Source organism: Pseudomonas sp. D1-1 (genome assembly GCF_051132225.1).
Lineage (GTDB): Bacteria > Pseudomonadota > Gammaproteobacteria > Pseudomonadales > Pseudomonadaceae > Aquipseudomonas.
In genome coordinates, this window is sequence record NZ_CP071676.1 from 631,362 (window position 1) to 651,174 (window position 19,813).

General features: G+C 60.9%; 19 protein-coding genes. 11 read left to right on the forward strand and 8 right to left on the reverse strand.

Translation table 11 applies throughout. The features are described from left to right. The first annotated feature begins 291 nt into the window (after positions 1-291). The 6 genes from J3P86_RS02690 to J3P86_RS02715 all read left to right on the forward strand — a co-directional run bounded on the left by J3P86_RS02690 (position 292) and on the right by J3P86_RS02715 (position 6,981). Positions 292-1,428 (forward strand): branched-chain amino acid ABC transporter substrate-binding protein, encoded by a 1,137-nt coding sequence (locus J3P86_RS02690; protein ID WP_434626354.1) that lies wholly within the window; start codon positions 292-294, stop codon positions 1,426-1,428. A 162-nt stretch (positions 1,429-1,590) separates the two neighbouring features. Continuing rightward, positions 1,591-2,505 carry an ABC transporter permease subunit gene (locus tag J3P86_RS02695; protein ID WP_039592565.1) on the forward strand — a complete coding sequence of 305 codons (915 nt, stop codon included), beginning with the start codon at positions 1,591-1,593 and terminating at the stop codon, positions 2,503-2,505. A 2-nt stretch (positions 2,506-2,507) separates the two neighbouring features. Further along, positions 2,508-3,788 (forward strand): high-affinity branched-chain amino acid ABC transporter permease LivM, encoded by a 1,281-nt coding sequence (livM, locus tag J3P86_RS02700; RefSeq protein ID WP_434569983.1) that lies wholly within the window; start codon positions 2,508-2,510, stop codon positions 3,786-3,788. Beyond that, positions 3,785-4,657, forward strand: a complete 873-nt coding sequence (locus J3P86_RS02705) for an ABC transporter ATP-binding protein (protein ID WP_434569982.1) — start codon at positions 3,785-3,787, stop codon at positions 4,655-4,657. Before livM ends, J3P86_RS02705 begins: the two co-directional genes overlap by 4 nt. After that, positions 4,654-5,370, forward strand: coding sequence for an ABC transporter ATP-binding protein (locus tag J3P86_RS02710; RefSeq protein WP_305497148.1), 717 nt, complete (start codon positions 4,654-4,656; stop codon positions 5,368-5,370). Before J3P86_RS02705 ends, J3P86_RS02710 begins: the two co-directional genes overlap by 4 nt. 846 nt (positions 5,371-6,216) lie before the next feature. Then, positions 6,217-6,981, forward strand: coding sequence for an SDR family oxidoreductase (locus J3P86_RS02715; RefSeq protein ID WP_434569981.1), 765 nt, complete (start codon positions 6,217-6,219; stop codon positions 6,979-6,981). A 60-nt stretch (positions 6,982-7,041) separates the two neighbouring features. Here J3P86_RS02715 and J3P86_RS02720 read toward each other — a convergent pair whose 3' ends face one another. The 7 genes from J3P86_RS02720 to J3P86_RS02750 form a co-directional block, all read right to left on the reverse strand. Next, positions 7,042-8,175: an AGE family epimerase/isomerase gene (locus tag J3P86_RS02720; RefSeq protein ID WP_434699360.1), complete on the reverse strand. Its 1,134-nt coding sequence runs from the start codon at positions 8,173-8,175 to the stop codon at positions 7,042-7,044. Between the two features lie 179 nt (positions 8,176-8,354). Beyond that, positions 8,355-8,927 (reverse strand): HupE/UreJ family protein, encoded by a 573-nt coding sequence (locus J3P86_RS02725; protein WP_434626351.1) that lies wholly within the window; start codon positions 8,925-8,927, stop codon positions 8,355-8,357. A gap of 30 nt (positions 8,928-8,957) precedes the next feature. Next, positions 8,958-9,572 carry an urease accessory protein UreG gene (gene ureG, locus J3P86_RS02730; RefSeq protein WP_305497140.1) on the reverse strand — a complete coding sequence of 205 codons (615 nt, stop codon included), beginning with the start codon at positions 9,570-9,572 and terminating at the stop codon, positions 8,958-8,960. Positions 9,573-9,581: 9 nt separating this feature from the next. Next, a complete protein-coding gene (locus J3P86_RS02735) occupies positions 9,582-10,256 on the reverse strand; it encodes an urease accessory protein UreF (protein WP_434626350.1) in 675 nt (224 codons plus the stop codon). Next, positions 10,253-10,753, reverse strand: a complete 501-nt coding sequence (ureE, locus tag J3P86_RS02740) for an urease accessory protein UreE (protein WP_434626349.1) — start codon at positions 10,751-10,753, stop codon at positions 10,253-10,255. Before ureE ends, J3P86_RS02735 begins: the two co-directional genes overlap by 4 nt. Before the next feature lie 276 nt (positions 10,754-11,029). Then, positions 11,030-11,662 carry a TetR family transcriptional regulator gene (locus tag J3P86_RS02745; protein WP_305497134.1) on the reverse strand — a complete coding sequence of 211 codons (633 nt, stop codon included), beginning with the start codon at positions 11,660-11,662 and terminating at the stop codon, positions 11,030-11,032. A 156-nt stretch (positions 11,663-11,818) separates the two neighbouring features. Beyond that, the gene (locus J3P86_RS02750) at positions 11,819-12,328 is read right to left on the reverse strand and encodes a hypothetical protein (RefSeq protein ID WP_434699361.1); all 510 of its coding nucleotides are present in this window, start codon (positions 12,326-12,328) and stop codon (positions 11,819-11,821) included. A 389-nt stretch (positions 12,329-12,717) separates the two neighbouring features. Here J3P86_RS02750 and J3P86_RS02755 point away from each other — a divergent pair, with 389 nt between their 5' ends. Beyond that, positions 12,718-14,787 (forward strand): AsmA family protein, encoded by a 2,070-nt coding sequence (locus tag J3P86_RS02755; RefSeq protein WP_434626347.1) that lies wholly within the window; start codon positions 12,718-12,720, stop codon positions 14,785-14,787. Positions 14,788-15,189: 402 nt separating this feature from the next. On the opposite strand, the gene J3P86_RS02760 is transcribed toward J3P86_RS02755, so the two are convergent. Continuing rightward, positions 15,190-16,158: a LysR substrate-binding domain-containing protein gene (locus tag J3P86_RS02760; protein WP_434626346.1), complete on the reverse strand. Its 969-nt coding sequence runs from the start codon at positions 16,156-16,158 to the stop codon at positions 15,190-15,192. 128 nt (positions 16,159-16,286) lie between these two features. On the opposite strand from J3P86_RS02760, the gene J3P86_RS02765 reads away from it, so the two are divergent. From J3P86_RS02765 to J3P86_RS02780, 4 genes are all read left to right on the forward strand, one after another. Next, a complete protein-coding gene (locus tag J3P86_RS02765) occupies positions 16,287-16,925 on the forward strand; it encodes an FMN-dependent NADH-azoreductase (RefSeq protein WP_434699362.1) in 639 nt (212 codons plus the stop codon). Positions 16,926-17,058: 133 nt separating this feature from the next. Then, on the forward strand, positions 17,059-17,949 hold the full coding sequence (locus tag J3P86_RS02770) for an alpha/beta fold hydrolase (RefSeq protein WP_434699363.1): 891 nt from the start codon (positions 17,059-17,061) through the stop codon (positions 17,947-17,949). 200 nt (positions 17,950-18,149) lie between these two features. Beyond that, complete coding sequence (locus J3P86_RS02775) at positions 18,150-18,446, forward strand: PsiF family protein (protein ID WP_434699364.1); 297 nt, start codon at positions 18,150-18,152, stop codon at positions 18,444-18,446. A 233-nt stretch (positions 18,447-18,679) separates the two neighbouring features. Continuing rightward, positions 18,680-19,693 (forward strand): AI-2E family transporter, encoded by a 1,014-nt coding sequence (locus J3P86_RS02780; RefSeq protein WP_305497122.1) that lies wholly within the window; start codon positions 18,680-18,682, stop codon positions 19,691-19,693. Positions 19,694-19,813 lie beyond the last annotated feature (120 nt).

Here is a 19,813-nt window from a genome sequence, read left to right on the forward strand (position 1 = left end):
ACTGGTAGTGTGCAGTTAGGTGACGCAGGTTGTTACACAGTGGTTGCACGCCGTTTCGTATGGCGGTTGCAATGATGGCTCATGGAGGGTTTCACCTACTTGTAAAAACGGTTGCACCTCGTCCGGTTTAGACGGTTGCACGCCCTGTGAAAAAGGGCCCGAAACAGTCGAAATAACAATAAAGCAGCGACTTTTTTAAGAATAAAAAACCGATGGCACGGCCCTTGCTCTTAGCTTTTCAGTGAAGTGAAGTCGCAGTGCCAACTAAAAAAAACCTTGGAGCACCACCTCATGTCCCAGACGTTTTACAAGAAAGGCTTTCTGGCCCTCGCAGTGGCAGCTGCGCTGGGTGTTTCTGCGTTTGCCCAGGCTGATGTGAAATTTGGTGTGGCGGGGCCGATGACCGGCGCCAACGCCGCGTTTGGCGAGCAGTACATGAAAGGTGCGCAGGCCGCGGCCGATGTCATCAACAAGGCAGGTGGCGTCAATGGCGAAAAAATCGTCCTGGTCGCCGGTGACGACGCCTGCGAACCGAAGCAGGCCGTGGCCGTGGCCAACCGACTGGTTGACCAGGACAAAGTGATCGGCGTGGTCGGGCACTTCTGCTCGTCCAACACCATCCCGGCCTCCGAGGTCTATGACGAAGCAGGCATCATTGCCATCACCCCAGGCTCGACCAACCCGGCCGTTACCGAACGTGGCCTGAGCGCGATGTTCCGCATGTGTGGTCGTGACGACCAGCAAGGCATCGTGGCTGGCGACTACATCGTCGACGTGCTCAAGGGCAAGAAAGTCGTCGTCCTGCACGACAAGGACACCTACGGCCAAGGCCTGGCGGATGCTACCAAGGCACAACTGGCCAAGCGTGGCGTGACCCCTGTCTTGTACGAAGGCCTGACCCGTGGCGAAAAAGACTTCAGCGCCGTGGTGACCAAGATCCGTTCGGCCGGTGCCGACGTGGTCTACTTCGGCGGCCTGCACCCGGAAGCCGGCCCGCTGGTTCGCCAGCTGCGTGAGCAAGGACTCAAGGACGTCAAGTTCATGTCCGACGATGGCATCGTCACCGATGAACTGGTCACTACCGCTGGTGGCGCGCAATACGTCGATGGCGTGTACATGACCTTCGGCGCCGACCCGCGCCTGCTGCCGGACAGCAAGGCCGTGGTGGACGCTTTCCGTGCCCAGGGCGTCGAGCCTGAGGGCTACACTCTGTACGCCTATGCCTCGGTCCAGGCGCTGGCCGCCGGTTTCAATGGTGCCAAGTCCAACAAGGGCGAAGACGCCGCCAAGTGGCTGAAAGCCAACCCGGTGAAAACCGTCATGGGCGAAAAAGCCTGGGACACCAAAGGCGACCTGAAAGTCTCCGATTACGTGGTCTACCAGTGGGACAAGGATGGCAAATACCACCAGTTGGAAAAACAGAAGTAAGGGCTGAAGCGACCGTCCAGGCCCTTCTGGAAGCCGGCCAAGCTCCGGTTTCCAGAAGGTGCGTGCTGGTCGCGCCTGACATTGCTCCGACGTAAATCTGTATTTTCCTTAGAAGAACCGCACACCTTGGGTGTGCAGGTTCTCACTGCGTGAGATTGCGTTATGGATGGTATTTTCCTGCAGCAACTGATCAACGGCCTGACCCTCGGGTCGGTCTATGGTCTGATCGCCATCGGCTACACAATGGTCTATGGCATCATCGGCATGATCAACTTCGCCCACGGCGAGGTTTACATGATTTCCGCTTACCTCGCGGCAATCAGTCTGGCTCTGCTGGCTTACTTCGGTATCGAATCCTTTCCGCTGATGATCCTTGGCACTCTGGTGTTCACGATCGTGGTCACCGGGGTATACGGCTGGGTCATCGAACGCGTCGCCTACAAACCCCTGCGCAACTCCACCCGACTGGCACCGCTGATCAGCGCCATCGGCATCTCGCTGATCCTGCAGAACTACGCGCAGATCAGCCAGGGCGCCCGCCAACAGGGTGTGCCGACACTGCTCGAAGGCGCCATGCGCGTCGACATCGGTACCGGCTTCGTGCAGCTCACCTACACCAAGATATTCATCCTGATTGCCGCATTCGCCGGCATGGCGCTGCTGACCTACATCATCAAATACACCAAGCTCGGCCGCATGTGCCGTGCCACCCAGCAAGACCGCAAGATGGCCTCCATCCTTGGCATCAACACCGACCGGGTGATTTCCTACGTGTTCATCATCGGTGCGGCCATGGCGGCCCTGGCCGGTGTGCTGATTACCATGAACTACGGCACCTTCGACTTCTATGCCGGCTTCATCATCGGCATCAAGGCGTTCACCGCGGCGGTACTCGGCGGCATCGGCTCCCTGCCTGGGGCAATGCTCGGCGGGATCATCCTCGGGATCTCCGAGTCGCTGTTCGCCGGTCTGATCAACTCCGACTACAAAGACGTGTTCAGTTTCTCGCTGCTGGTGCTGATTCTGATTTTCCGTCCCCAAGGCCTGTTGGGTCGCCCACTCGTGGCGAAGGTATAAGTATGTCTGCTGCCAATAAACCGCTTGATATCAAAAAGAGCGTCATCGACGCGATCCTGGCCGGCCTGATCTCGCTGATCGTATTCGGGCCGATCGTCGGCGTAGTGCTCGACGGCTACAGCTTCAACCTGCAACCGGCCCGCGTCGGCTGGCTGGTGGCGATCGTGATGGTCGGGCGCTTTGCCCTGAGCCTGTTCCTGCAAACCCCGAAGGGGCTGAAGATCCTCCAGGGGTTCGAGAGCACTGGCTCCGGCGTGCATGTGCTGCCACCCGACTACAAATCGCGGCTGCGCTGGATCATCCCGGCCCTGATCGTGATTGCCATCGTGTTCCCGTTCTTCGCCAACAAGTACGTGCTTACCGTAGTCATCCTCGGGCTGATCTACGTGCTGCTGGGCCTGGGCCTGAATATTGTGGTCGGCCTGGCCGGGTTGCTCGATCTGGGTTACGTGGCGTTCTATGCCATCGGCGCCTACGGCCTGGCGCTGGGTTACCAATACCTGGGGCTGGGTTTCTGGACTGTGCTGCCGCTGGCGGCCATCGCAGCGGCGATGGCCGGGTGTATTTTAGGATTCCCCGTGTTGCGAATGCACGGTGACTACCTGGCCATCGTGACCCTGGGCTTCGGCGAGATCATCCGGCTGGTGCTGAACAACTGGTTGTCGTTCACTGGCGGGCCGAATGGCATGCCGGTTCCTGCACCAACCTTCCTGGGCCTGGAGTTCGGCAGGCGAGCGAAGGACGGCGGGGTGCCGTTCCATGAGTTCTTCGGCATCGACTACAACCCCAACATCAAATTCCTGTTCATCTACATCGTGTTGTTCATCACCGTATTGCTGGTGCTCTACGTCAAGCATCGCCTGACCCGCATGCCGGTCGGCCGCGCCTGGGAGGCCCTGCGCGAGGACGAAATCGCCTGTCGCTCCATGGGCTTGAACCATGTGCTGGTCAAGCTTTCTGCGTTCACCATCGGTGCTTCCACCGCTGGCCTGGCGGGAGTGTTTTTTGCCAGTTACCAGGGTTTCGTCAATCCGTCCTCTTTCACCTTCTTCGAGTCGGCGTTGATCCTGGCGATCGTCGTGCTGGGTGGCATGGGCTCGACGGTTGGCGTGGTGATCGCGGCATTCGTGCTCACCGTGGCGCCGGAGCTGCTGCGCAGTTTCTCGGAATACCGCGTGCTGCTATTCGGCGTACTGATGGTATTGATGATGATCTGGCGCCCACGCGGCCTGATCCGCATCAGCCGTACCGGTGTGACGCCGCGCAAGGGGGTAGCGCCATGAGCGAAGTCGTACTCAAAGTCGAAAACCTGATGATGCAGTTCGGTGGCATCAAGGCCCTCAGCGACGTCAGCCTGCAAGTCAAGCGCAACTCGATCTTCGCCCTGATCGGCCCCAACGGCGCGGGCAAGACCACGGTGTTCAACTGCCTGACCGGTTTCTACAAGGCTTCGGGCGGCAAGATCGAACTCAACGTGCGTGGCGAGCAGACCAACGTGATCAAGTTGTTGGGCGAAGCGTTCCGCCCGACGGACTTTGTCTCGCCAAAGTCTTTCGCCAGCCGGCTGTACTACAAGATGTTCGGCGGCACCCACCTGGTAAACCGCGCCGGCCTGGCGCGAACGTTCCAGAACATTCGCCTGTTCAAGGAAATGTCGGTGCTGGAGAACCTGCTGGTGGCCCAGCACATGTGGGTCAATCGCAGCCTGGTGGCGGGCATCCTCAACACCAAGGGTTATCGTCAGGCGGAAAGCGATGCCCTGGACCACGCTTTCTACTGGCTGGAAGTTGTGGACCTGGTGGACTGTGCCAACCGCCTGGCTGGTGAGCTTTCCTACGGCCAGCAGCGCCGCCTGGAAATCGCCCGGGCGATGTGCACGCGTCCGCAGATCATCTGCCTCGACGAACCGGCCGCCGGCCTCAACCCTCAGGAAACCGAAGCGCTGAGCGCGATGATCCGGCTGCTGCGCGACGAGCACGATCTGACCGTGGTGCTGATCGAACACGACATGGGCATGGTGATGAGTATTTCCGATCACATCGTAGTGCTGGATCACGGCAACGTGATTGCCGAGGGCGGTCCCGAGGCGATTCGCAACGATCCGAAGGTGATCGCGGCTTACCTGGGCGCCGATGAAGAGGAATTGGTATGAGTGGGCCTATCCTCGAACTCAAGGAGCTGGACGTGTTCTACGGGCCGATCCAGGCCCTGAAGAAAGTCTCGATGCACATCGGCGAAGGCGAAACCGTGAGCCTGATCGGCTCCAACGGTGCCGGCAAGTCCACGCTGCTGATGTCGATCTTCGGCCAGCCCCGCGCTGCGGGTGGGCAGATCATCTACCAGGGCGTGGACATCACCCACAAGTCGTCGCACTACATCGCCTCCAACGGCATCGCTCAATCGCCGGAAGGGCGCCGGGTGTTCCCCGACATGACCGTTGAGGAAAACCTGCTGATGGGCACCATTCCTATCGGTGACAAATACGCCAGCGAAGACATGCAGCGCATGTTCGAGCTGTTTCCGCGGCTCAAGGAGCGCCGCAACCAGCGAGCCATGACCATGTCCGGCGGCGAGCAGCAAATGCTCGCCATCGCCCGGGCCTTGATGAGCCGGCCGAAGTTGTTGCTGCTCGACGAGCCGAGCCTGGGGCTGGCGCCGATCGTGGTGAAGCAGATCTTCGCCACCCTGCGGGAACTGGCGTCCACCGGCATGACTATCTTCCTGGTGGAGCAGAACGCCAACCACGCGCTCAAGCTGTCAGACCGGGCCTATGTGATGGTCAACGGAGAAATCCGCCTGACCGGCAGCGGCAAGGAACTACTCGCCAACGAAGAGGTGCGCAACGCGTATCTTGGCGGGCATTGAGGCGGCAGCTGCAATGAAAAAAACCGGCGAGTGATTGCCGGTTTTTTTATCTCTCCAAACCACCATCGTCCCCCTGTGGGAGCGAGCCTGCTCGCGAATGCGGCGGATCGATTGCCGTCCATGTATTTGATGCGCCGCCTTCGCGAGCAGGCTCGCTCCCACAGGGATATATAGCGTTTTCAGAATTGTGGACAACAATCTCGAAGCCCTGCGAAACCGCGACATAAAGTCGCCGCAAACAGTTGTTTTGTCACGGTTTTGACTTGTCCCCGTTTGCTGTGGAACTGGCTGTGGGTAACGTGGGTGTACTTGGCTGGAACCCTTTGATTGCGTGGCTTTCAGCGTGGTGAGCGTTTTTTGATCAGGCGGTTTTGGTCATTCGGATGTGGCAGTTGTCAACAGTTTTCTGAGCGTCATTGGCGTTCGGAAAACGGTGAGCAAGCCTGTGGATAAGTCTGTGACTAAACTCTGGAAAGACCGCGCGGAGCAGCGTCGTTGCTGGCTTGGCGCCATCGTCTATCTGGCCTCGGCTTATAGCAGATAACTTCTGCTGCACAACCTCACTTGGTGGGTCAAGCGAAAAAAATTTCCAAATGTCCCGCAAAGCCTTATACACAGCGGCTTCCAGTGTTTGTACTTGCCCCCGATTATTGTGGACGTGCCTGTGGATAAGATGCGCGCAACCCTCTGCAGCCCTTGTTTGGCAAGGCCTGGGCTCGATTGGTTGTTTTATGAGCAGCCGTGCAGGCAAAAACGCGTCCTCAAGCCTTGCCCACGGCGTGTCAGGGCGGGCATGCTGTGGACCGATTTCCATTAATGGTTTGAAGCCCAAGCAAGGAGAACACGATGTCCGACACCCTGTTTATCACCGGCGCTACGTCCGGTTTTGGTGAAGCCTGTGCCCGTCGTTTTGCCGAGGCCGGTTGGAAACTGGTGCTGACCGGTCGTCGTGAAGAGCGCCTCAGCGCCCTCTGTGCCGAGTTATCGAAGCAGACCGAGGTCCATGGCCTGGTTCTGGACGTGCGTGATCGCAAGGCCATGGAAGAGGCCATCGCCAGCCTGCCGCCTTCGTTCGCCAAATTGCGCGGCCTGATCAATAACGCCGGCCTGGCCCTGGGCGTCGACCCGGCGCCCAAGTGCGACCTCGATGACTGGGACACCATGGTCGACACCAATGTGAAGGGCCTGATCTACAGCACCCGCCTGCTGTTGCCGCGGCTGATTGCCCATGGGCGCGGCGCCGGGATCGTCAACCTGGGCTCCATCGCCGGCAACTATCCGTATCCGGGCAGCCACGTGTATGGCGCGAGCAAGGCGTTCGTCAAACAGTTCTCGCTGAACCTGCGCTGTGACCTGCAGGGCACCGGCGTGCGGGTGAGCAATATCGAGCCGGGGCTGTGCGAGAGCGAATTTTCCCTGGTGCGCTTCGGTGGTGACCAGGAGCGCTACAACGCGACTTACGCCGGCGCCGAGCCGATCCAGCCGCAGGACATCGCCGACACCATCTTCTGGGTGCTCAACACCCCGGCGCACATCAACATCAACAGCCTGGAGCTGATGCCGGTGAGCCAGACCTGGGCCGGCTTCGCCATCGAGCGCAACAAGGCCTGACGGGGTCTTCGAGATGAGCTTTTTGTGGTGTGGGAGTTGCTCCCTCACCACAAAGGTGTGTCAGGCCAGATATTCGGCCAGCCCGCGATAGCAGGTCAGCAGGTGGTAGGGCGTAGTGGACGGCATGTCCCGGCGGCTGACATTGCCGTTGGCATCAAGGCATTCGTTCCAGCCTAGGGGATGCAGGAAACATTGCTGCAACGCCCGTAGCTGGCGCAGCAACGTCCCTTCGCTGCCAGGGCGCAACGTGAGTGCCCGTAGGTATTCCGCCTGGGCCCAGATGCGTGGGGTTGCATCGCGCGGAGCCGTCTGCGGTTCCAGGGCCAGCATGGCGCAAACGCCAGCGGTATCCGGATCGACGCCTTGTTGTTCGGTATCGCCGAAGCTGCGTTCCAGGGCCAGGTGCAGTTTGCCGTCACGCAACAAGGGCGATGAGGCCAGCAGGAAATACCACTCGAACTGATGCCCCGGCTCGAACCAGTTATCCACAGCCTTGAGCGGTTTCTCCATCATGACTTGTCGTTGCGGATCAACGAAGCACTTGAACATCCCCTCGCACAGGCTCAGCAACGCTTGGCGAACAGCGGCATCGTCGCGAACCGCCAGGGTCGCGAGAAAAGCTTCTGCCAGATGCATCAGCGGGTTCTGCAGCGGGCCGGTCTCGGCTGTCGACCAGTCGCGGCCGAGGCTGGCTTCGTAGAGACCGTCGCCAGTGGCGAAGCGTCGCGCGATGATTTCCAGGGCCGCGTTGAGCACCGACTCCACCAGCGGTTCGCGAACCTTGCCCCAGTAATGGGCGCAGGCGAACAGGATGAAGGCGTGGGTGTACAGATCCTTGCCGGTATCCAGCGGTATCCCCTGCGGGTCGATGCTGTAGAACCAGCCGCCATGTTCGGCATCGTGGAAGTGCCGTTGCAGCGAGCGAAATAGCGCGGCGGCCCGTTCCTCGGCCTGCGGCACTTCGCCGATCAGGCTGGCGAACACATACAACTGCCGCGCACAGGCCATGGCGCGATAACGCTGGGGCGGCAGCGGCTTGTGCTGGGTATCCAGGGACTCGTAGGGCAACGCCAGCTCGGCATTCCAGCCCGGACCTTGCCACATCGGCACGATTACATCGTGAAGCTGCTGATGCACCTTGGCGAACAGCGTGGTCAATTCGGGTAGAAGGGCGGAGCGGGAGGCTTCAGGCATTGGCGGACGTCGTCACGGCGGGGGCGTTTGCGCGACATGGTAGCAGAGTGGCAGGTCTTGGCGATGCGGTGCCTGTCAGGCCGCTTTCGCGAGCAGGCTCGCTCCCACATGGACGGTGGACGCCAATCCATGTGGGAGCGAGCCTGCTCGCGAAGAGGTTTTGAATAAAACAGAAAAGGTCAGCTGGCCAACAACCAGACCCCAGCCGCCGCCGAAGCAGCCCCGGCCAACCTGATCACCGGCGCCGCCGCGCGTGGCAACACACGAACCAGCGCAAAGCCCGCGCCGTGCAGCGCCGCCGTTGCGGCGACGAACCCCACCGCATAGGCCCACGGACTCGACATGTCCGGCAGCTCCAAGCCATGGGCGACGCCATGGAATAGCGCAAATAGCGCGGTCGCACCGACTGCCAGGCTTAGCGGCGGACGCACCGCCAGCGCCACCGCCAGGCCCAGGGCCAGCACCGAGGCGGCGATGCCGCTTTCCAGCGCAGGCAGGTCCAGGCCTTCGAAGCCCAGCAAACCACCGAGCAGCATCGTCCCAACGAAAGTGCATGGCAGTGCCCAGCGCGCGGCGCCTTGTTGTTGGGCCGCCCACAAGCCGACCGCCAACATCGCGAGCAGATGGTCGAGCCCGCCGATGGGGTGGCCCAGGCCGGCGATCAGGCCGTTATCGCCGTGACCGGGGTGGGCAAAGGCCAGAGCTGGGGTCAGCAGCAAGGCGAGGGTTCCGAGGATACGTTTGAATGTCATGGATAAGCTTCCTTGTTCGAATGGGGAAAGTCACGCCGCGCTCAGCAGGCCCTGGCGCTCGATGAAGGCGATGATGTCGTCCAGGCCCTGGCCGGTCTTCTGGTTGCTGAACACGAAGGGCTTGCCGTTGCGCATCCGCTGGGTATCGCTGTTCATCAGTTCCAGGGAGGCACCCACCAGTGGCGCCAGGTCAATCTTGTTGATCACCAGCAGGTCGGATTTGCAGATGCCCGGCCCGCCCTTGCGCGGCAGCTTGTCGCCAGCCGATACGTCGATCACGTAGATGGTCAGGTCCGACAGCTCGGGGCTGAAGGTCGCGGACAGGTTGTCGCCACCGGACTCGACCAGGATCAGGTCGAGGCCCGGGAACCGCCGGTTCAACTGGTCCACCGCTTCAAGGTTGATCGAGGCGTCTTCGCGAATCGCCGTGTGCGGGCACCCACCGGTTTCCACGCCGATGATCCGCTCCGGCGCCAGGGCTTCGTTGCGCACCAGGAAATCAGCGTCTTCACGGGTGTAGATATCGTTGGTGACCACGGCCAGGTTGTAGCGCTCGCGCAAGGCCAGGCAGAGAGCCAGGGTCAGTGCGGTCTTGCCGGAGCCTACCGGGCCGCCAATACCGACGCGCAAAGGTTGTGTATTCATGTGTCTCTCCTAGGAACGGAACAGGCGGCTGTACTGGCGCTCATGGGCCATGCACGCCAGGGACAGGCCAAACGCGGCGCTGCCGTAATGGTCGGGGTCGAGGTTCGAGGCGATCTGCTGGGCCTGTTGCAGCAATGGCAGCAGCTCGCTGGTCAACCTCTGCGCGGCTTGCTGGCCCAAGGGCAGGGTTTTCATCAGCACCGCCAGTTGGTTTTCCAGCCAGCTCCACAACCAGGCGGCGAGGGCATCCTCTGGCTTGATATCCCAGGCACGGGCCGCCAGGGCCCAGCCCAGCGCCAGGTGCGGTTCGCTACGCTGTTCAAGGAAGCTGCGGGCGGCGCTGTCGAGCTCCGGCAGGCCCGCCAGCAATTGTTGCAGCGAGTAGCCCATCTGCCGGCTCTCCTGGTACAGCTCGCGGGTTTCCCGGCTGGCACGGTGTTGTTCACAAAGCTCCAGCAGCGCGTGCCAATCGTCGGCAGCGGCCGCCCTGCAATGAGCCAGCAGCAAGGGCGCTTCGAAACGCGCCAGGTTCAGTAGCATCTGATCGCTGATCCAGCGGCGTGCGTCGTCGGGCGTTTTGACCAAGCCTTTGTCCACAGCCATTTCCAGGCCCTGGGAGTAGCTGTAGCCGCCAATCGGCAGTTGCGGACTGGCCAGGCGCAGCAGTGCCCAGGCCGGGTTCATGAACGCACGCCGAACTGGTGCAGGCGCGGTGCGTAATTGAAATCTTCGTCGCCGTGCCGGGAATGATGATGGCCGCCGCCGTAGGCGCCGTGTTCCGGCTGGAACGGCGCTTCAATGGATTCGGCGCTGGCGCCCAGTTGCTCAAGCATCGCCTTGAGCACGTAATCATCCAGCAGGCGCAACCAGCCATCGCCCACCTGCAGGGCAACGTGGCGATTGCCCAAGTGGTAGGCAGCACGGGTCAGTTCGAACGCATTGGCGCAGGTAACGTGGAGCAATTGTTCAGGGCGGGCGCAGACACGCACGATGCGCCCATCTTCGGCCTGAAGGCATTCACCGTCGTACAGCGGCGGCTGGCCTCGCTCCAAGAACAATCCCACGTCTTCACCCTCGGCACTGAAACAGCGCAGACGGCTTTTGCTGCGGGCGTCAAAGATCAGGTGCAGCTCGGCGTCCCAGCGCGGTTGAGTGTCGATTCTGCGGTGGATAACCAGCATCGGAGTGCTTCCAGCAATGAACGGTGCTGTGTTTAGAGCAAGGGGCTTGCCAATCGAAGGGGATGTAGGAAATGGCGGGGGATGGCGTCCCTGGATGGGGCGGGCTTCGTGCCGTTATGGTGCGCTTCGGGAAAACTTGCACCACTTTGAATCGCACGCGAGACATTGTGGGAGCGAGCCTGCTCGCGAAGCGGTGCATAAGGAAAATCAATGCTGGCTGACCCGGCGCTTTCGCGAGCAGGCTCGCTCCCACATGGAGGGTTGGGGGGCAGGCAGTTACTCGGTGCTACCCAACCCGTGCCAATGCTTGAGGCCGATGAAGATGAACCGTAGTTGCTGGGTAATCTTCGCCTGGGGGGTGAGATGTTCGGGGAGCGCTTTGGCGGGCGGGTCGATGATATCCGGCAGGGTGGCGAAGACACTCTTGACGACGAGGTCGGCCATCACGCTCAGTCCCGCAAGGTCCAGGTGTTGCAACTTGGGCATCAATGCCAGGTCGGCGGCGAGGTCCGAGCTGATGTCTTCGCGCAGCTTCGCGATGGCCTGGCGTACCGGCAGGGAGCCGCCGTACTGCTCGCGGGCCAGGAACAGAAACTGCGATCGGTTGGCATGCACCACGTCGAGAAAAATCCGCACAGACGCATCGATGATGCCGCCCATGACAAATTCGTTGTGGCGCACCAGCCGGATGGTTTCGCGAAACGTCTGCCCGACTTCGCTGACGAGCGCCAGGCCAAGCTGGTCCATGTCGTCGAAATGTCGATAGAACCCGGTGGGTACGATGCCGGCTGTCTTGGCGACTTCGCGCAGGCTCAGGCTGCCGAATCCCCTGCCGCACTCCATCAAATGGCGCGCTGCATCCATCAGGGCATTTCGGGTCTGTTGTTTCTGTTCGGCGCGGGGAAGCATTGCAGGGCTGACTTCCAGGTCATGGGAGCGATGCACTTTAGCAAATCGTCTTTGGCGGCGTCGAACGGTAGGGACGGATCAGTCGGGAAAACGAGGGGCTTGAAAAGTCAAAAGCCCGATTCAGGGAATCGGGCTTTTTTACGGGCCACCATGGGCTCAGCTCACTGCACTGTTGCGTTCGATTACGCGGTCACCACCGCCTTCGGCAAGGGTCTGGCCTTGTGGAGTGCGATCGGAACCTTCAGCGGCCAGGGTTTCGCCCAGTGGGGTGCGGTCGGAACCGTCAGCAGCCAGGGTTTCGCCCAGTGGGGTGCGGTCGGAGCCGTCAGCCGCCAGGGTCTGGCCTTGTGGAGTGCGGTCGGAACCGTCAGCCGCCAGGGTCTGGCCTTGTGGAGTGCGGTCGGAACCGTCAGCCGCCAGGGTCTGGCCCTGTGGAGTGCGGTCGGAACCGTCAGCCGCCAGGGTCTGGCCCTGTGGAGTGCGGTCGGAACCACCTTCGACCAGGCCTTTCTCTTCCAGGCGGTCACGGCCACCTTCGGCTACGGTCTGGCTATAGACAGAATGGCTGTCCTTGACTTGCGGCGTGGCCTGTTCGGAAGCTGGCAAGGCGAAAGCGGTAGAGGCCAGCAGGGAAAGGGAAAGACTCATCAGTAGTTGGCGTTTCATGATCGTTGCTCCTCGAGAGGGCTGAAAAGTGGGTACGAGGGCAATGCTACTCTCGATAAGTCGATATAAAAGTTCATAAACACAATGGTAATAATCAACGGAATTGATTGTTCTGCGGGAAGGCTCTAGAACGGGCCTTTCAGAGGGGCGGTTTTGCCCTGGAGTGGGTAGTTTGTACCCACTCGCGCCCCGCAAAAGTGCGGGCGCGGTAACAGGTAGCTGTCGAAACGGTCAGGTTCCGAGGCGTTTTTTCGTGCCGGTCGTCGCGCTTGGTGGTAAACCTGTCGGCCGTTTCGGCAGTCCAATCGTTTATCGGCAGTGAGCCAGTAGCGGTTCGCCTTGCCTCAGGCGTCGCGGTCCGCACGCCAAATTTGTCAGGAGCCTTGTGCATGACGCGCACCTCAAAAATTTTCGCCTGGGGCTTTGCCTGCCTCATCGCATTGCTGGCCGCGCTTGTGCTGGTCATCGCTTTCTTCGACTGGAACCGCCTCAAGCCCACGCTCAACGCGAAGGTTTCCGAGGAGTTGCATCGTCCATTCGCAATCAATGGCAACCTGGCGGTGATCTGGCAGCGCGAACCGCAGGAAGGCGGCTGGCGCGCCTTTGTGCCGTGGCCCCATGTCGTGGCCGAAGATTTGAGCCTGGGAAACCCGGACTGGTCGAAAACCCCGCAAATGGTCACGCTAAAGCGCGTCGAGCTACGTATTTCGCCCTTGGCCCTGTTGGCCCGGCGGGTGGCGATCCCGCGCATCGACCTGACCGAACCCAACGCCAGCCTGCAGCGCCTGGCTGATGGCCGCGCCAACTGGACCTTCCAGTTCGATCCGAAGGACCCGGACGCCGAACCGTCCAGTTGGTCGGTCGATATCGGTGCCATCGGCTTTGACAAGGGGCATGTCACGCTGGATGACCAGACGCTCAAGACCAGGCTCGAGGTGTTGATCGACCCGTTGGGCAAACCCATTCCGTTCAGCGATATCGTCGGTGAAAAGACTGCGAACAAAGCCCGGGAACAAGGTGCGGCACCACAGGACTACGCCTTTGCTTTCAAGGCTGACGGGCAGTATCAAGGACAGAACCTGAGCGGTTCCGGCAAGGTCGGTGGCTTGCTGGCCTTGCAGGATGCATCGCAACCCTTTCCCCTGCAGGCCCAGGCGAAGATTGCCGACACCCGCATCGAGCTGGCCGGCACCCTTACCGACCCGAAGAACCTTGGCGCCCTGGACCTGCGTCTGAAACTGGCCGGTAAAAGCCTGGCCAATCTTTACCCGTTGACTGGCGTGACGCTGCCGGATTCGCCGCCCTATGCCACTGATGGTCGCCTGATCGCCAAGCTCCACGAACCGGAGGGGGCGCAGTTCCGCTACGAGGCGTTCAACGGCAAGATTGGCGAAAGCGATATTCACGGCGACCTGGCTTATGTTTCCAGCCAGCCGAGACCGAAACTCACTGGCGCGCTGGTATCCGATCAGCTGTTGTTCAGCGACCTGGCGCCGCTTATCGGCGCCGACTCCAACACGCAACAGAAGGCGCGCGGCGGTGCCAGCAAACAACCGTCCGACAAGGTCTTGCCGGTGGAAGAGTTCCGCACTGAGCGCTGGAGCGTAATGGATGCCGACGTGGAGTTCACCGGCAAGCGCATCGTCCATAGCGAGCAATTGCCCTTCACCGACCTCTACACTCATTTGCTGCTGAACAATGGCCAGTTGAGCCTTGAACCCTTGCGCTTTGGCGTGGCCGGTGGCCGTCTCGATGCGCAGATTCGCCTCAATGGACAGACTCGGCCCCTCGAAGGCCAGGCGAAACTGACCGCGCGAGGCTTCAAGCTCAAGCAGCTTTTCCCGGGTTTCGAACCGATGAAAACCAGTTTCGGCGAGCTCAATGGCGATGCCGATCTGTCCGGCCGAGGTAATTCGGTAGCAGCGTTGCTGGGCACCGCCAATGGCAACTTGAAGATGCTCATCAACGACGGCGCTATCAGTCGGGAGTTGATGGAACTGGCAGGGTTGAACGTTGGCAACTATGTGGTAGGAAAAATCTTCGGCGACAAGGAAGTGAAGATCAATTGCGCGGCGGCTGATTTCGGCATCAAGACCGGCCTGGCGACCACTCGCCTGTTTGTATTCGATACCGAGAACGCGATCATCTATATCGATGGCACGGCGAATATGGCCACTGAACAACTGGACCTGACTGTTACCCCGGAGTCCAAGGGCTGGCGATTGATTTCCCTGCGTTCGCCGCTGTACGTACGAGGCACCTTCGCCAAGCCCGCCGCCGGGGTGAAGGCCGTGCCGCTGATGTTGCGTGGGGCCGGAATGGTCGCGCTGGGTGTCATCGCCGCGCCGGCGGCGGGGTTGCTCGCGTTGGTCGCTCCCAGCGGCGGTGAGCCCAACCAATGTGCACCGTTGCTCGAACAGATGAAGGCCGGCAAGGCGCCGAAGACGGTAAAGGACTGATCGCGTTTGCGAAGTGGGCGGATGTTTGCTGGGTAGCAGAAAGTTAATGGGCTGTCTGTTCTATTAGTTTCTGACTTGGTTAGTGTTATTGGTCGAATTGTAACGCCGTCTTGGTTTTTAACGAATCGGACAGGGTTGCATGCGGCCGCTTGGATGGTGGTAATAAGCAGTCATGGATGTATCTATGAGGTTTCGGACCTCGCGATGTGTTGATGAGCTTTTTTTCAAGCAGCGTTTCACGGGCAAGCATGTAGCGGGACAGGTCAGTGTGAATGTTTCCACAAGGCAACTCAGTTCAGCCCGTTACGAAAGAAACGGTATTGAACAAAAGGTGCGGCGCGGCCTGCCGGCCGCCGCGAACTCATTGATTGTCGAGCTTCCTCCAGCGAGCATTCCGGAGCCTCATGTTTTGCCAGCATGATTGCTCTGGTTCTGGCTGACACGGTCCTGGAACAGTTTCATCGAACTCGTCAGTGCGTGCCCGGACTGCCGCGCTTCTTCCTCCAGCCATTTGAAGAACGCTCGTACTGGCGGGTGGCGTTCCCGGCCCGGAACGCATAAGGCGCTGTAGCCCGCGCCGTTGACCTGGACGTGCGGGTGGTAAGCGACCAGTAGGCCGCTGGCGACGCTTTCGGATGCCAGCACGTTGCTCGCCAGGACCAGGCCTTGCCCGGCAATTGCCGCTTGCAGGGCGTAATGCTCCTCGTCGTATTCGCGTATGCAGGGCTGACGGGTCAGCCAGGTTTCTCCCGCCCGCGCGCACCAGGCGTCCCAGCCATGGGCATAAAGCTTGGTGTTGTGCCACCGCACACTGATCAACGTCGTCGGTTGTCGGGTCGCCAGAGCGGCTATTTGCTCAGGTGACCCGTATACACCGAAGTACTCATCGAACAGGCACATGCCATACAGGTTCGGGTAGTTCTCCAGGCTATAGCGCACCACCATGTCCACGCTGGCGTCCTGGTGCAGGTCGATCACTTCGCAGTGCGTGTCCAGGCGGACATTGATGGTGGGATGGCGCGCGTAGAACCGACCCAGGCGCGGCACCAGCCAAAGCGCCGCGAACGCGGCGGTGGTGGAAATCGTCAGGTGCGCGGTACTGCGTTGCGGGCGCAGGGTATCGACGCTTTGCGCCACTTCCAGCAAGGCACCGTGCAGGCTGTGGAACAAGCGTTGGCCACCTTCGGTCAGCCGCACCTGGCGAGGCAGGCGCTCAAAGAGTTGCACACCCAGCCAGGTTTCCAGTGAGCGGATCTGATGGGAAATCGCCGTGGGCGTTACCGACAGCTCAGCCGCCGCGGCCTTGAAACTGAGCAATCGTGCAGCGGATTCGAAGGCACGCAACGCGTTGAGTGGCAGGGCAGCAAACATCTGGAAACTCCAATGGATGAGAGCAGCTCATCCCGGTCAACTAACGCTCATTTGAGCTGATGCAGGCTTTGGCTTCAGTCTGAGAGCCATGCGTGGTTCCCAGTGTAGTCACAGTCCAGGAGTTTCAGATGAGCAATATTCTTGTGGTACACGGCAGCCCTCGCGGCGAGCGTTCCCATTCCCGGCGTCTGACGGAGGCTTTCATAGCGGCTTGGCAGGCTGCCAATCCACATACCCAACCGACCCGCCGCGAGGTCGGCCGGACCGTTATTCCTCCGGTCAACGAAGCCTTCATCGCCGCGGCGTTCCACCCCGAGCCTCAGGGAAGGCCATTGACCATGCAGGCCGACCTGGCCTTGAGCGATGCGTTGGTGGCGGAGCTGCAGGCCCATGACCGGCTGGTGATTTCCGCACCCATGCATAATTTCGGCGTGCCCAGCGGCGTGAAGGCCTGGATCGACCAGATCGTGCGCATTGGCGTGACGTTCAACCACAGCCTGGATAACGGCGTCTCGCAATATGAGCCGTTGGTGCTGGGCAAGAAGGCCCTGATCGTGACCAGCCGTGGCGATTTCGGCTTCGGCCCCGGAGGCTCGCTGGAATCCATGAACCACGCCGATACGCTGCTGCGCACGGTCCTGGAGTTTATCGGCATCAGCGACGTGACGGTGGTGGCCGCTGAAGGAGAGGAGTCGGCCGAGCACAGCTTCGCGCGGTCCTACGCCGAGGCCGAGCGGCGCTTGCTGGCGCTGGCGCGAACATTCTGAACGGGCTCGATCGCTACAACGGGGCTGGCGTCGACGCCTTCGACTGACGACGCGGGCCGAAGTGGCGGGTGTGTCATAGACTGGTCATCATCGATACCGATGCTGACCACCTCTTGATCACAAGGACGTCGCCATGTCGCAACGCTGCGCCACTCGCTACCCGCTGGTGCTGGTCCCGGGCATGCTTGGGTTCATTCGCCTGGTGTTGTATCCGTATTGGTATGGCATCGTCGAGGCGTTGCGCCGGGGTGGAGCCGTGGTGGTCGCGGTGAAGGTTTCGCCATTGCATTCGTCCGAAGTTCGCGGCGAGCAATTGCTGGCACGGATCGAGGAGATTCTCAGGGAAACCGGCGCGCAAAAGGTCAACCTGATCGGCCACAGTCAGGGCGCCCTCACTGCCCGCTATGCAGCCGCGCTGCGCCCGGATCTGGTCGCCTCGGTCACATCGGTGGCCGGCACCAACCACGGGTCCGAACTGGCCGATTACCTGCAAGACCATTATCCGGCCGACAGCGCCAAAGGGCGGTTGCTCAGCGCTTTTCTGCGGCTGATCAACGCGTTGATGAGCCTGCTCGACACCGGCTACCACGGACCGAAATTGCCGGTAGACATCCGCGCCTCCCACGCCTCGCTGACGACTGCCGGCGTGGCGTTGTTCAACGAGCGTTATCCACAAGGCCTGCCGCAGACCTGGGGCGGGCAGGGGCCGGAAGAAGTCAATGGGGTGCGTTATTACTCGTGGTCCGGGACTCTGCAGCCGGGCAAGACCGACAGGGGCCGCAACCTGTTCGACGGCACCAATCGCAGCTGCCGGCTGTTCGCGCGCACCTTCGTGCGCGAAGCCGGGCAGTGCGACGGCATGGTCGGGCGCTACAGCTCGCACCTGGGCACGGTGATTCGTGATGATTATCCGCTGGACCATTTCGACATCGTCAATCAGTCGCTGGGACTGGTGGGCAGGGGAGCGGAGCCGATCCGGCTGTTTGTCGAGCATGCGCAGCGGTTGAAGGATGCCGGGGTGTAGCACATCAGCACGACCGCGTTATCGTTCTTCGCGAGCAGGCTCGCTCCCACAGTGGCTCTGCGCCGTGCCCCTTGTGGGAGCGAGCCTGCTCGCGAAAGCGGTAGATCAAGCAATGAAGATCTGGCGATGAAGGTGTAACAGGCTTTGTCTACACTGCACTTCATCGCCGTCCTTCTCGGGCGGCAACCAGGAGAAACACCATGAAGATGCTGCGTGTCCCTTTGTTGATGATCGGCCTGCTGCTGTGTTCCCAGGGCTTCGCCGCCACCGCCCAACAGACCAAGATGACCACCTGCAACGCCGACGCCACCGCCAAGGCCCTCAAGGGTGACGAACGCAAGGCTTTCATGAGCAACTGCCTGAAGGCCACTCCGGCCACCGCTGAACCCAGTACACCGCAGGAACGCATGAAGACCTGCAACGCCACGGCGACGACCCAGGCCTTGAAGGGCGATGCGCGCAAGGCGTTCATGAGTGATTGCCTGAAGAAAAAGTAAGCACCGGGATTTTTCTAACCCCTCCAGGGCCCCATCGCGAGCAGGCTCGCTCCCACATTGGACCCAGCCAACGCCAATCCGATGTGGGAGCGAGCCTGCTCGCGATGAGGCCGGAGCAAGAAACCAAAAAACGTCTGAACCCCGGCCAGGATCGGCCGATACAATCCCTAGTGCTGCCAGCGGAACGCTGGCAGACTGCCGATCCTTTCATGCCGTTTTTGTCCTGGGGCTGTATGCCAACGTTTTCTCAGCGTCATGTGTTGTTGGTGATCAGTTGGGTGATCATTTTTGGTGGGTTGTTGCTGGTGTTGCCGCTGCGCCTGTTGCCGAGCCTGTTGGCCGGGCTGCTGGTGTTCGAGCTGGTCAACATGCTCACCCCGCAGTTGCAACGACTGATCGAAGGCCGGCGTGCCCGCTGGCTGGCGGTAGCATTGTTGGGCACGCTGGTGGTCAGTGTGCTGAGCCTGATTTTCGCCGGGGCCTTCAGTTTCCTGCTGCACGAAGCGGAAAACCCGGGCGCATCCCTGGATAAATTCATGGGCGTGGTCGACCGCGCCCGTGGGCAATTGCCGCCGTTCATCGACGCCTACCTGCCGGCCAGCGCCGCCGAGTTCCGGGTGGCGATCGGCGACTGGGTGAGCAAGCACCTGAGCGACCTGCAGCTGGTGGGCAAGGACGCGGCGCACATGTTCGTGACGTTGCTGATCGGCATGGTGCTGGGCGCCATCATCGCCTTGCAGCGCATCCCCGACCTGACCAAGCGCAAGCCCCTGGCCGCCGCGCTGTTCGACCGCCTGAACCTGCTGGTGAAGGCGTTTCGCAACATCGTTTTTGCCCAGATCAAGATTTCCCTGCTCAACACCTTCTTCACCGGGATTTTCCTAGCGGTGGTGCTGCCGCTGTTCGGCATTCAACTGCCGTTGACCAAGACCCTGATCGTGATGACGTTCCTGCTGGGGCTGTTGCCGGTGATCGGCAACCTGATGTCGAACACCCTGATCACCATCGTCGCATTGTCGCTGTCGATCTGGGTGGCCGTGGCGGCGCTGGGTTATCTGATCGTGATCCACAAGCTCGAATACTTCCTCAACGCCCGCATCGTCGGCGGGCAGATCAGTGCCAAGTCGTGGGAACTGCTCATGGCAATGCTGGTGTTCGAAGCCGCGTTCGGCCTGCCGGGTGTGGTGGCGGGGCCGATCTACTATGCGTATCTCAAGAGCGAGTTGAAGCAGGTGGGGATGGTTTGATCCAAAGGATGTGCTGTCTGATCTGGCGCCATCGCGAGCAAGCTCGCTCCCACAGTTAACCGGGTTTTTTCAGGAGGATGCGGTCAAGTGTGGGAGCGAGCTTGCTCGCGATTCAGGCGC

What these genes read in the sequence shown, in the direction of transcription:
- J3P86_RS02775 (WP_434699364.1), top strand. Translation starts at nt 18,150, where the DNA reads ATGAAGATGCTGCGTGTCCCTTTGTTGATGATCGGCCTGCTGCTGTGT.
- J3P86_RS02720 (WP_434699360.1), bottom strand. Translation starts at nt 8,175, where the DNA reads ATGCCTGAAGCCTCCCGCTCCGCCCTTCTACCCGAATTGACCACGCTG.
- J3P86_RS02705 (WP_434569982.1), top strand. Translation starts at nt 3,785, where the DNA reads ATGAGCGAAGTCGTACTCAAAGTCGAAAACCTGATGATGCAGTTCGGT.
- J3P86_RS02745 (WP_305497134.1), bottom strand. Translation starts at nt 11,662, where the DNA reads ATGCTTCCCCGCGCCGAACAGAAACAACAGACCCGAAATGCCCTGATG.
- J3P86_RS02765 (WP_434699362.1), top strand. Translation starts at nt 16,287, where the DNA reads ATGAGCAATATTCTTGTGGTACACGGCAGCCCTCGCGGCGAGCGTTCC.
- livM (WP_434569983.1), top strand. Translation starts at nt 2,508, where the DNA reads ATGTCTGCTGCCAATAAACCGCTTGATATCAAAAAGAGCGTCATCGAC.
- J3P86_RS02715 (WP_434569981.1), top strand. Translation starts at nt 6,217, where the DNA reads ATGTCCGACACCCTGTTTATCACCGGCGCTACGTCCGGTTTTGGTGAA.
- J3P86_RS02780 (WP_305497122.1), top strand. Translation starts at nt 18,680, where the DNA reads ATGCCAACGTTTTCTCAGCGTCATGTGTTGTTGGTGATCAGTTGGGTG.
- J3P86_RS02690 (WP_434626354.1), top strand. Translation starts at nt 292, where the DNA reads ATGTCCCAGACGTTTTACAAGAAAGGCTTTCTGGCCCTCGCAGTGGCA.
- J3P86_RS02750 (WP_434699361.1), bottom strand. Translation starts at nt 12,328, where the DNA reads ATGAAACGCCAACTACTGATGAGTCTTTCCCTTTCCCTGCTGGCCTCT.
- J3P86_RS02770 (WP_434699363.1), top strand. Translation starts at nt 17,059, where the DNA reads ATGTCGCAACGCTGCGCCACTCGCTACCCGCTGGTGCTGGTCCCGGGC.
- J3P86_RS02760 (WP_434626346.1), bottom strand. Translation starts at nt 16,158, where the DNA reads ATGTTTGCTGCCCTGCCACTCAACGCGTTGCGTGCCTTCGAATCCGCT.
- J3P86_RS02735 (WP_434626350.1), bottom strand. Translation starts at nt 10,256, where the DNA reads ATGAACCCGGCCTGGGCACTGCTGCGCCTGGCCAGTCCGCAACTGCCG.
- ureE (WP_434626349.1), bottom strand. Translation starts at nt 10,753, where the DNA reads ATGCTGGTTATCCACCGCAGAATCGACACTCAACCGCGCTGGGACGCC.
- J3P86_RS02695 (WP_039592565.1), top strand. Translation starts at nt 1,591, where the DNA reads ATGGATGGTATTTTCCTGCAGCAACTGATCAACGGCCTGACCCTCGGG.
- ureG (WP_305497140.1), bottom strand. Translation starts at nt 9,572, where the DNA reads ATGAATACACAACCTTTGCGCGTCGGTATTGGCGGCCCGGTAGGCTCC.
- J3P86_RS02755 (WP_434626347.1), top strand. Translation starts at nt 12,718, where the DNA reads ATGACGCGCACCTCAAAAATTTTCGCCTGGGGCTTTGCCTGCCTCATC.
- J3P86_RS02710 (WP_305497148.1), top strand. Translation starts at nt 4,654, where the DNA reads ATGAGTGGGCCTATCCTCGAACTCAAGGAGCTGGACGTGTTCTACGGG.
- J3P86_RS02725 (WP_434626351.1), bottom strand. Translation starts at nt 8,927, where the DNA reads ATGACATTCAAACGTATCCTCGGAACCCTCGCCTTGCTGCTGACCCCA.